At 48.1% G+C, this 11,496-nt stretch carries 8 protein-coding genes and 1 other annotated feature (1 of these 9 only partly in view); of the genes, 7 read left to right on the forward strand and 1 reads right to left on the reverse strand.

What is annotated here, in order from left to right; all coding sequences use genetic code 11:
* Positions 1-426: 426 nt before the first annotated feature.
* Complete coding sequence (locus tag KNO98_RS09730) at positions 427-2,199, forward strand: methyl-accepting chemotaxis protein (RefSeq protein ID WP_026826450.1); 1,773 nt, start codon at positions 427-429, stop codon at positions 2,197-2,199.
* A gap of 36 nt (positions 2,200-2,235) precedes the next feature.
* On the opposite strand, the gene zupT is transcribed toward KNO98_RS09730, so the two are convergent.
* Entirely contained in the window at positions 2,236-3,096 is an 861-nt protein-coding gene (gene zupT, locus KNO98_RS09735; RefSeq protein ID WP_026826449.1) for a zinc transporter ZupT, read from the reverse strand.
* Positions 3,097-3,330: 234 nt separating this feature from the next.
* Between zupT and secD the strand changes: the two genes are divergently transcribed.
* From secD to dtd, 6 genes are all read left to right on the forward strand, one after another.
* Positions 3,331-4,611: a protein translocase subunit SecD gene (secD, locus tag KNO98_RS09740; protein WP_371742786.1), complete on the forward strand. Its 1,281-nt coding sequence runs from the start codon at positions 3,331-3,333 to the stop codon at positions 4,609-4,611.
* Positions 4,601-5,527: a protein translocase subunit SecF gene (gene secF / locus KNO98_RS09745; protein WP_214700685.1), complete on the forward strand. Its 927-nt coding sequence runs from the start codon at positions 4,601-4,603 to the stop codon at positions 5,525-5,527. Before secD ends, secF begins: the two co-directional genes overlap by 11 nt.
* Before the next feature lie 36 nt (positions 5,528-5,563).
* Positions 5,564-7,921 carry a single-stranded-DNA-specific exonuclease RecJ gene (recJ, locus tag KNO98_RS09750; protein WP_251130006.1) on the forward strand — a complete coding sequence of 786 codons (2,358 nt, stop codon included), beginning with the start codon at positions 5,564-5,566 and terminating at the stop codon, positions 7,919-7,921.
* Between the two features lies 1 nt (position 7,922).
* Positions 7,923-8,441, forward strand: a complete 519-nt coding sequence (locus KNO98_RS09755; RefSeq protein WP_026826447.1) for an adenine phosphoribosyltransferase — start codon at positions 7,923-7,925, stop codon at positions 8,439-8,441.
* Positions 8,442-8,632: 191 nt separating this feature from the next.
* Complete coding sequence (locus tag KNO98_RS09760) at positions 8,633-10,822, forward strand: RelA/SpoT family protein (protein WP_214700687.1); 2,190 nt, start codon at positions 8,633-8,635, stop codon at positions 10,820-10,822.
* A 16-nt stretch (positions 10,823-10,838) separates the two neighbouring features.
* Positions 10,839-11,282, forward strand: coding sequence for a D-aminoacyl-tRNA deacylase (gene dtd, locus KNO98_RS09765; RefSeq protein WP_214700689.1), 444 nt, complete (start codon positions 10,839-10,841; stop codon positions 11,280-11,282).
* 38 nt (positions 11,283-11,320) lie between these two features.
* Positions 11,321-11,496: a binding site (T-box leader), on the forward strand; it runs 59 nt beyond the window's last position.

Below are 11,496 nucleotides of genomic sequence, written 5' to 3' on the forward strand. Positions count from 1 at the left end.
CAAGTAAGCGTCTGACCGTTACGGTCGGACGCTTTTTTGTGTCGAGAGAAGTTGGGGGAGAATTCTTCGGGCTGCCTCTTGTCACTCGAGGTGACCATTTGAGACCAGAGCTCCATATCATCAGGGCATGGTCAATAAACGATTCGAGTGAAGGACACGAGTCGAACGAAGATGTGACATAGAGACGGCGAGTGTCATTCCAGGGACACCACCAATAATTAGTACCGATGTATTTTCAACATTCATTTGAATACCTACCAAAACGTAATTATTACTATTTAAAGCATACAAAAGATGACTTATTTTTGTCAAAATGAATTAGTTTCAAATTCATCCACCTTATTTCGAAAAATCGATTTGAATAGTGAAAACGTTTGCATTAATGTCAAGGTGAGAAGAAATCCGAGATGAAGGAGAACGAATGATATGGATGTGAAACGATTTGTAAGACCGTTCAAAAATTGGAAAGGGTGGACACGGAAACGAAGCGGTGTGAAACAAAATAGACGTTCTTCACTTAAAAGACGTATGGCAATCGCACTAGTTCCGACGATTATCGCCCTCGTCATTGTTGGAGCACTCGGGTCATATCAGTTGAGACAATCGACTGCTGCTTACGATCGGGTCCTCAGTGAAGGGATGCAGGAGATGCTCCTCGCAGAAAATTTGTCATTGGCAGTAACGGATGCTGAACGATATTTGAATTATTATATGCTTGTCGCCAATCCAAAGACACTCATTAGTTTACAGGGGGTTCAAGAGAATCGTGATGAGTTGATGAAAAAACTCAACGCATCGTCTTCAGATGAGAAAATCTTATCTTGGCTAGAAGACTTGGAAAAGTTTAACGAACTGTTGGACCGCGAAATGAATCGTGCGATCGAACTTCGCCAGCAACAAGACGAGATTGGATATAAGACTGTACTCAATACGAGTGTGACGCCTACAACGGACCGTGTCCGCATGACGGTGACAGATCTTGTCGAGTATAAAGGAGGCCTCCTTGAGTCTGAGACGGAGGTGGTTCAAAAGGATGCAGAAAGTTCGATTTTTTGGATGATTGTCATCAGTGTTGTCGGTGTCGTAATTGGAATTCTTTCTCTCTTAGCACTACAACGCCTATTCCTAAAACCGATCAACCGACTCGGTCGTCAAGCCCGAATCATGGCGGAAGGTGATTTGACGGGAGAAGATATCGAAGTCGCATCAAACGATGAACTTGGAGACCTTGTGACGGCGTTTAACGAGATGAAACATAACCTTGTCGGTTTGATTCGTCGCGTGGGAGAAGCTTCAGATAAAGTCACAGCCTATTCAGAGGAACTTTACGCAAGCACAGATCATGTGGCAACGACGACACAAGGTGTCTCACGATTATTCGAAGACATGAATATAGCTGCCCAAGGGTCATCCAAGCGCGCGGAGGAAGGAACGATCGGTGTCAATCAAGCGGTTGACGGCTTGAATCAAATTGCTGCCGCTTCACAAGGAGTGAATGAACAGACGATTCATACACTCGAGGCGGCGAACGGTGGACTAGATACGGTTCAATTGGCCGAGAAGCGAATGCAAGAAATCCGTCGGGCAAATGAAATGACCAATCAAATGGTGAGTCGTCTGTCGAACCAGTCGCTAGAGATTGAAAAGATCACCCGTTCCATTACAGCCATTACGGAACAGACGAACTTGCTTGCCTTGAATGCGGCCATAGAAGCGGCACGTGCCGGTGAGCATGGTAAAGGATTCGCGGTTGTCGCTGCGGAGGTTCGAAAACTTGCCGAAGAATCAAAGCAGTCCGCGATTCAAATTCAAACCGTCGTCCGCGACATTCAGCGGGACACAGAACAAGTCGAATCGGCGTTTGAGGAGTCGAGTGTGCACGTAGAGAACGGGGTATCGCAAATGGGTGAAGTGGCCGAAGCGTTCCGGGAGATTGTAGCGGTCATCGAAGAAACGTCGCGTCAAATGAGTGAGATTGCTGCAGCGACGGAAGAGGTAAGTGCCAATACGACAGAGGTCGCGGTATCGGTTGAAGATATGTCTACGAACGCTGTCTCGACACAGCGCAGTGTCGAAGAAGCGGGTGCGAACGTCGAAGAACAACTTGCGGCTATTCAGGAAATCAATGGGATTGCCGAGACGATGAGCCATATGTCGTCCGAATTAAAAGATGTTGTCCATGTATTTAAAACAAACTAAAACAATGCCCTGACGGCTTCGTCAGGGCATTGTTTGTTACATCAATAGAATCAGACTTGTCGCCATAACAATCATCCCGGCGACCATTCCATACATTGAGTGATGGGCACGCCCGTATTCGCGGGCGGCAGGTAGCAATTCATCAAGTGAGATGAATACCATGATTCCACCGACTGCCGCGAACAATAGTCCGAATACGGTGTCGCTCAGGAACGGCATGAGAATCAAAAATCCGATGGCAGCTCCGGCCGGTTCGGCAAGTCCAGATAACATCGAAAGCTTGAACGCCTTCTTCCGTGAACCCGTCGCATAATAGATTGGAACCGAGACGGCAATCCCTTCCGGAATGTTATGCAAGGCGATGGCAATCGCGATGGCAAGACCGACGGCAGGATCATCAAGTGCCGAGATGAACGTCGCCAACCCTTCAGGAAAGTTATGAATTCCGATAGCGAGTGCCATGAAAATCCCCATTTTTCTTAGGCGGTTTTGTGTTTCCGGATGAGTGATGTTGGTCGATTCATTTGTTGCGGTCGTCGCCAATTCTTGAGTAGACGGATCATTTTGCATCGATTCAACGAATTTGACCTCGTGCGGGTTCTCCATTTTTGGGATGAATTTATCAATCAAGCCAATCAAGAACATACCACCGAAGAACGCAAGGACTGTATAAATCGTACCTGTGGATTCTCCGTGTGCGCCAACAAGCTCTTCAAGCGCTTTTGGGAAAATCTCGATGAATGATACATAAATCATGACACCTCCGGAAAAACCGAGTGATATCGATAAGAAAGCTGTGTTTGTTCGTTTCGCAAAGAATGCGATCATACTCCCAATCCCTGTCGCAAGTCCTGCAAACAAGGTGAGGAGGAACGCATAAATAATCGTACTATCCATGAGGGAAGACTCCTTTAATTTCGTAATGGTTAGATTTATCATACATGAAGTTTTGCCTATACGCAACATTTAGTCTTATACGCAAATTAGGACAGATAATCTGTGAACAGCCGTTACAATTTTAGGAAAATGATTGATAAATGTTTAGAAAATTTGTAATGTTAACAAGAGAAGTTTTTATCAAGAACAGTGGTCTAGAAAGGAAATAGTCGTATGTACAAAAAAGGCAACATTGTGATTTTCGCGATCCTCATGATTGCGACAATCCTGCTCGCTGTGTTCACGACACCATGGGTCGTCAAGAACACGAATCTCGGACTCGACCTAAAAGGTGGATTCGAAGTTTTGTATGAAGTGCAACCGCTCGAAGACGGTGATGTCATCGACGAATCGGCGATGAATGCAACCGTTCGCGCCATCAACAACCGAATCAACGTCCTCGGGGTATCCGAACCGGACGTTCGAATCGAAGAAAGCAATCGAATCCGTGTCCAACTCGCGGGCGTGTCGAACCAAAACGAAGCGCGCGAAGTCATCTCGTCAACGGCACAATTGACGTTCCGTGACGTAAATGACAACGTCTTGCTCGACGGGAAAGATTTGGCGCCCCGTGGTGCTGCACTCAGCTACAACCAACAAGGGCAACCGGTCGTTGAGTTGACGCTTCAATCCGCTGACAAATTCGGTGAAGTGACGTCAGAAATCTCACAACGTCCTGCTCCGGAGAATCGTCTCGTCATTTGGCTCGATTACGAAGAAGGTGACACATACGAGGAAGAAATTCAAAAAGAGAACTCGAAAATTGTGTCAGATGCTTCCGTCAACGGGCCAATCTTGTCGGATAAAGCCATCATTTCAGGTGGTGGGATTGACGCAGATAGCGGTCAACGCCTCGCTGACATCTTGAACGCAGGTGCGCTTCCGGTCAAGCTTGATGAGATTTATTCGACATCGGTATCGGCCCAGTTCGGTCAAGATGCACTTGAAGAAACGGTATTTGCCGCAACAATCGGGATTATCGCTGTATTCTTCTTCATGTTGTTCTTCTATCGTCTACCAGGACTCGTGTCGATTATTACACTCGTTCTATACATTAATTTGATCATGTTGTTCTTCAATGGAATCAATGCGGTCTTGACGCTCCCAGGGATCGCGGCACTCGTCCTCGGTGTCGGGATGGCGGTCGATGCGAACATTATTACAGCGGAACGAATTAAAGACGAACTCCGTTCTGGAAAATCGGTCTTATCAGCATTTCGTGCCGGTAACCGTCGTTCGCTCAGTACGATCATCGATGCCAACTTGACGACACTTATCTCGGCTGCGGTCTTGTTCTATTTTGGACAAAGCTCAGTCAAAGGGTTCGCGATCATGCTCATGATCTCGATTGCGATGACGTTCATCTCGAACGTATTCATCTCACGTTATTTGATGCACCTCCTTGTCTCAAGTCGCCTGTTCGACAAACGCAAAGGATGGTTTGGTGTGAAGGAGAGTGAAATCCGTGAACTTTAAGCTTACTGAATGGAATTACGTGAAACATATGCGCACGATGTTCTTAGTTTCGACAGCCATCGTCGTTCTCGGAATCGGTCTCTTGTTCTTCCGGGGATTGAATCTTGGAATCGACTTCGCCTCAGGAACACGTGTCGAGGTACAAACGGAAGAGCGGGTCTCACAAGAAGAGTTCACACAGGCGTTCAATGACGCGGGTGTCGACCAAGAGATTTCGAGCGTCCAATATGCAGATGAAGGTCGCTTGGCATATGTCACGTTCGTCGGACAATTAGGACAAGAAGAAGTCGCGAGCGTCAAGACTGCGTTCACAGAACAGTTCGGCAACGATCCGAACATCAGCACCGTGTCGGCTCAAGTCGGTCGTGACTTGGCGAAAAATGCCTTGTATGCGGTAGCCGTCGCTTCGATTGGGATCATTCTCTATATCACGGTCCGCTTCCAATTCTCTTATGCGGTCGCGACCGTGGTGGCGATGTTACACGATGCGTTCTTCATGATCGTTGCGTTCTCGCTGTTTGGGGTCGAGGTGAACTTGTACTTCATCGCAGCGATTCTGACGATTATCGGTTATTCCGTCAACGATACAATCGTTACGTTCGACCGGGTCCGGGAGAATATCACGTCGTATGAAAAAGAACGAAAAATTCGATCTATGGACGTGTATGAGTCGATCATCAACAAATCGATTCAAGAGACGATTGTCCGGTCGGTCAATACCGTCATCACGGTACTCGTGACAGCCCTCGCCTTGTATGTGTTCGGTGCCGAATCGATTCGTAGCTTCTCGCTCGCATTGATCATCGGTCTGTTCATGGGGATGTACTCATCGATCTTTATTGCATCGTATTTGTGGCTCCTCATCAAACGTTCAACCATCAACAAGAAAAAAGATACGTCGGTCACAGAGGCGTAACAACTGGGTCTCCCTTCAAACGGGAGACCTTTTTAAATGTCAAGACGGCACATCTTTCACGCGGTCTGCTATAATCTACAATTGATTGGAGTGAAGGACATGTATCATTCGAAGAAACAGTGGGTCTATCCAGAAACAAATTTGGAAGACGTCACACGTTTACAAAGCGAATTAAATATATCAGCACAACTCGCGACGTTACTCGTTCAGCGTGGTCATCAGGACGTAGAGGCGGCCAAAGCATTTTTGTATGCCGAGGAAGAACTCGTCTTTCATGATCCGTACTTGTTCGAGCAAATGGAGAAAGTCGTCACCCGTATCAAGCGGTCGGTGGACGAAGGTGAGATGGTACTCATCTATGGAGACTATGACGTCGATGGTGTCAGCGCCTCTTCTGTCATGTGGCACGCCCTGACTGAAATTGGTGTCATGGCCGAGTGCTATATCCCGAACCGTTTCACAGAAGGTTATGGACCGAACAAAGAAGCGTTCCAGTGGGCGGCCGATGAAGGGTTCACATTGGTCATCACGGTGGATTGTGGGATTTCTGGAATTGAAGAAGCGACATTGTTGAAAGACCTTGGTGTCGATTTGATCATCACGGATCACCACGAGCCGAAAGAGACACTCCCGGACGCCTATGCGGTTATCCATCCGCACATCGACCCGAGATATCCATACGATAAGCTTGCCGGTGCGGGGGTCGCCCTTAAAGTGGCGCATGCGGTTTTAGGAAGAATGCCGGAGGAACTCCTTGATTTGGCCGTTCTCGGCACGATCGCCGACCTCGTTCCACTAGACGGAGAGAATCGACTGCTAGCGAAAAAAGGGATCGCGGCACTCGAAGCCTCGAAGCGACCAGGTATTTTAGCATTACGAGAAGTGTGTGGTCTCGGTGACAGTGTATTGAATGAGGAGTCGGTCGGTTTTGCGTTCGGACCTCGTATCAATGCTGCGGGTCGTCTCGACTCGGCGATGCCGGCGCTTCAAATGCTCCTCGCCGAGCATGTCGAGGAAGCACTTGAGCTCGCGAAACAACTCGATAAGCAAAATAAAGAGCGTCAAGATATCGTCAAGACGATCACCGCTGAAGCGAAAGAACTCGTCGAAGCGTCGATGACAGAGGACCGTGTGCTTGTGGTCGCGAGTGAGAAATGGAACCCTGGAGTTGTCGGAATCGTCGCTTCTCGTCTCGTCGAAGCGTACTATCGTCCGGTCATCCTCCTCTGTCACGACCCGGAAACGGGCAAGGCGAAGGGTTCGGGGCGATCGATTGACGGGTTTGACCTGTTTAAAGAACTCTCTAAAAATGAAGACATCTTGCCACACTTCGGGGGACACCCAGCCGCGGCAGGGATGACGTTACAGTCTGAAAACGTCGCTGAGCTACGGGAACGACTGAACCATCAAGCGGAATCGATTCCCGGTGACGTGTTCGTGCCTCGGGTCAATGTCGATTTGAAACTGACGGTCAACGACGTCTCGCTCGATTTGATTACAGAGATCGGCAAACTCGCGCCGTTTGGGATGGGTAACCCATCACCACGTGTTGTCGTGGCAGATGCGAAACTACGTGACATTCGTCAAATCGGACGTGATGCAACACATTTGAAAGTACAGCTCGCCGGAGACAAGCGTGAGCTCGATGGTATCGGGTTCGGGTTCGGACACGTCGTCTCGGAAATCTCGCAGATGGCTCATGTCTCGGTGATGGGGAGTCTTCAGGTGAACGAATGGAACGGGATGCGAAAGCCTCAGCTCATGATTCAAGATTTACGTGTCGATGACTTCCAAGTATTTGACTACCGTGGGAAGAAAAACTCGGTGCAAGAGTTGAAGGACCTGCCGAAAGAACATACGTCGTTCCTGTCATTCCAAGGAACATCAGAGGATTTTCCGCTTCATGAAGACGATGAACCACTCAATCGTTTCGTCGTCCTGCTCGATCTTCCTGACGATGAGGCGGTTCTCGCAGAAAAACTTCATGAAGGTGTCGAACGAATCTATTGTGCGTTCGGACAAGGGGACTCGTTCTTTGAACGTCTTCCGTCGCGTGAGGATTTCCGAACGTATTATGTGCATATGGCGACTTGCGAACGGAAAAATCTACGTGAAAACCTGATTCGTTTGTCAAAAGAGCGAAAATGGTCAAAAAATACGATTCAATTTATGCATCAAGTATTCTCTGAACTCGAATTTCTTGTTACAATGGAAGACGGACTGCCTGGAGTCAATCCGGAAGCACCGAAACGCGATTTGACCGAGGCGCCGTGCTATCAACGCCGGATCGGACGCCAACAACTCGAAGAGCGTTTCGTATACGCGTCATTGGCAGAGCTCAAAGAGCGGTTACAATCGTTGCGATTGAACAAGATGCAGGAGGCATACACATAAAATGAATTTCAAACAGCATATTAAAGAAGTAGCAGACTATCCAAAAGAGGGCATTAGCTTTAAAGATATCACGTCACTTATGCAAGATGGCGAAGTCTACAAGAAATCAGTAGATGAGCTCGTCGCTTATGCACGTGAGCGTGGAGCAGAGTTGATTGCTGGACCAGAAGCGCGCGGATTTGTCGTCGGTTGCCCGGCAGCCTATGCGCTCGAACTCGGGTTTGTACCGGTACGTAAAGAAGGAAAGTTACCGCGTGAGACAGTGCGTGTATCATACGGTCTCGAGTATGGAACGGACATCTTAACGATGCACAAAGATTCAATCAAACCTGGACAACAAGTTGTCATCCTTGATGATTTGCTCGCAACAGGTGGGACGATTGAAGCGACAATCAAAATGATTGAGCAACTTGGTGGAGTTGTAGCAGGAATCGGATTCTTGATCGAACTCGACGGACTCGGTGGACGAGAGCGTCTTGAAGGATACGACATCTTCTCACTCATCCGATACGAAGACTGATTTTTTTGAACGGGAAGCATATGCTTCCCGTTTTTGAATAGTTTTTGAGGAAAATAACCGACAACCTTTGACAGGTCGTCAGATTTTTTCGATAATGGTTATAAAAATTATAGAATCTTGAATACAAACTACTACCATGCTGCGACGAATCCAAGGCGATTGGAGCGGTAAGAAAAAGGGTGTCGAATGTTATGACCAAAAAACAAATCGTAAGTATTGAGGATCTTCTCGACGCGCTCGGGGAGTATATGGGTGACGACGATATAACCGAAGTGAAACGCGCTTACGAATACGCAAAACTTCATCATACCGGTCAGTTCCGACGTTCGGGCGAGCCCTATATCCTCCATCCGGTCCAAGTGGCCGGCATTCTCGTTGATATTGGCTTAGATGCCACGACGATCATCGGAGCGCTCTTGCATGATGTTGTCGAAGACACGGATATTTCGTTACAGCAATTGACGGACGATTTCGGTCCGGATGTGGCCATGCTTGTAGATGGGGTCACGAAACTTGGTAAAATCAAATATAAATCGAAAAAAGAAGAACTCGCAGAGAACCACCGGAAGATGATTATCGCGATGGCCGAAGATGTGCGCGTCATCTTGATCAAACTTGCGGACCGTCTCCATAACATGCGTACACTTCAGCATATGCCGAAAGAGAAACAAGTCCAAAAGGCAGAAGAAACGCTTGAAATCTTTGCACCGCTCGCACACCGGATGGGGATTTCAACGATTAAATGGGAGCTCGAAGATATTTCGTTACGATATATCAACCCGCAGCAATACTACAAGATCGTCTCGATGATGAAACAAAAACGGACGGAACGAGAAGCGCTCGTCACTTCTGTCATCACAGAAGTGAACGGAGTTCTTGAAGAAGTGCACATCGATGCCGATGTAAACGGTCGGCCGAAACATATCTATTCCATCTACAATAAAATGTTCAAGCACAAAAAAGAATTTAATGAAATTTATGATTTGATGGCGGTCCGGATTATCGTTGACTCGATTCGTGATTGTTATGCGGTGCTCGGAATCATCCACACGCAATACAAACCGATGCCAGGACGATTCAAAGATTATATTGCCATGCCGAAACCGAACATGTACCAGTCGCTCCATACGACGGTGATCGGTCCTAAGGGTGAACCGCTCGAAGTCCAGATTCGAACGAAGGATATGCATTTCATCGCCGAGTTCGGGATTGCGGCACACTGGGCGTATAAAGAAGGGAAGAATGTCTCGACGAACGGATTCGACGAGAAAATCGCGCACCTTCGTGAGATTCTCGAACTTCAAAAAGACACGACGGATGCAGAGGAATTCATGGAGTCCCTCAAGGTCGACTTCTTTAGTGACATGCTTTACGTGTTCACGCCAAAAGGGGACGTGTTCGAGTTACCAAAAGGCTCTGTTCCGATTGACTATGCTTACCGAATCCATACGGAGATCGGGCACCGGATGACGGGTGCAAAAGTGAACGGACGGATGGTCCCGCTCGACTATAAGCTCGAGACGGGCGACATCATTGAAATCATCACGTCGAAGCACAGTTACGGTCCGAGTAAGGACTGGTTGAAGCTCGCCGTTTCGAGTCAGGCGAAGAATAAGATTCGCCAATGGTTCAAACGCCAACAGCGTGAAGAGAACGTTGAAAAAGGGAAAGATCTCGTCGAGGTGGAAATCAAAAAACTTGGATTCGAACCGAAAGAAGTAATCGACGAACCGGCACTCAGTATCGTCGTCGAGAAATTCAACTTTGGGAATGAAGAAGAGATGTACGCCGCGGTCGGTTATCAAGGGATCACTGCCGCTCAAGTCGCGCATAAGTTGACCGAGAAGCAGCGGAAAGAGCCGAAGCTCGAACTATCAGAAGCCATCAGCGAATTGAAAGTCAGTCAGTCACCGAAGAAAAAGACGACGGAAGCAGGCGTGACGGTCAAAGGGATCGACAACATGCTCGTTCGGATGAGCCGTTGCTGTAACCCGGTCCCAGGCGACGAAATCGTCGGGTATATCACCCGTGGACGCGGGGTCTCAATTCATCGGAAAGATTGCTTGAACATCGTCAACGAGCAACACCCAGAGCGTCTCCTTGATGTCGAATGGGAAGTTGGTCAGGCGAAAGAGAAAAACTATAACGTCGATATCGAAATCACTGGATATGACCGCTCAGGACTCCTGAACGATGTCCTTCAGGCCGTGTCGGCGACGAATACGAATATCATTGCCGTCAGCGGTCGGGGCGACCAAAACAAACAAGCCCGCATCTCGATGACGATCTCGATTCCAAACGTGAATCACCTGCAGAAAGTCGTCGAGCGCATCAAACAAATCTCAGACGTGTATTCGGTCAGCCGAGTCATGATGACGTGACGAAAGGAAGAGAAACGTGCGTGTATTATTGCAACGAGTGAAAAAAGCATCGGTCACAGTCGAGGAAGAAGTCGTCGGGGCAATCAACGCCGGATACTTGCTTCTCGTCGGTGTGACACATGAAGATACAGAAGAGGAAGTGAACTGGCTCGCCGACAAAGTGACGGGACTTCGCGTCTTCGAAGACGATCAAGAAAAGATGAACTTATCGATTCAAGATGTGTCCGGTCAAATTTTGTCTGTTTCCCAGTTCACACTATATGGAGATACGATGAAAGGACGGCGACCTGCTTTCACAAAGGCAGCGAAACCGGACATGGCCGAGACGCTCTATGAAAAGTTCAACGAGCGACTTCGGTCAAATGGACTCGTCGTCGAGACGGGACGCTTCGGTGAGATGATGGACGTCGCACTTGTCAATGACGGACCGGTCACACTCATGCTCGAAAAAAACGCTTGACAGATACCGGCTTGATTCGGCATCATGAAGCATATAGTCAAACACCTACGATAAAGAAGAGTACGGTCAACCCACCAGCAAAGAGAGCGATGCCTTGGCTGAAAGCATCGACTGGATGATGACCCGAACGACACTTTGGAGGTGCTCCTTTGAAAGCGAGTAGGGGGAGCCGTCTCATCGGGCGTTAACCGATTTCGAGTGGCAGAGTTTCAAG

The organism is Exiguobacterium sp. s57 (genome assembly GCF_018617685.1).
Taxonomy (GTDB): Bacteria; Bacillota; Bacilli; order Exiguobacteriales; family Exiguobacteriaceae; genus Exiguobacterium; species Exiguobacterium marinum.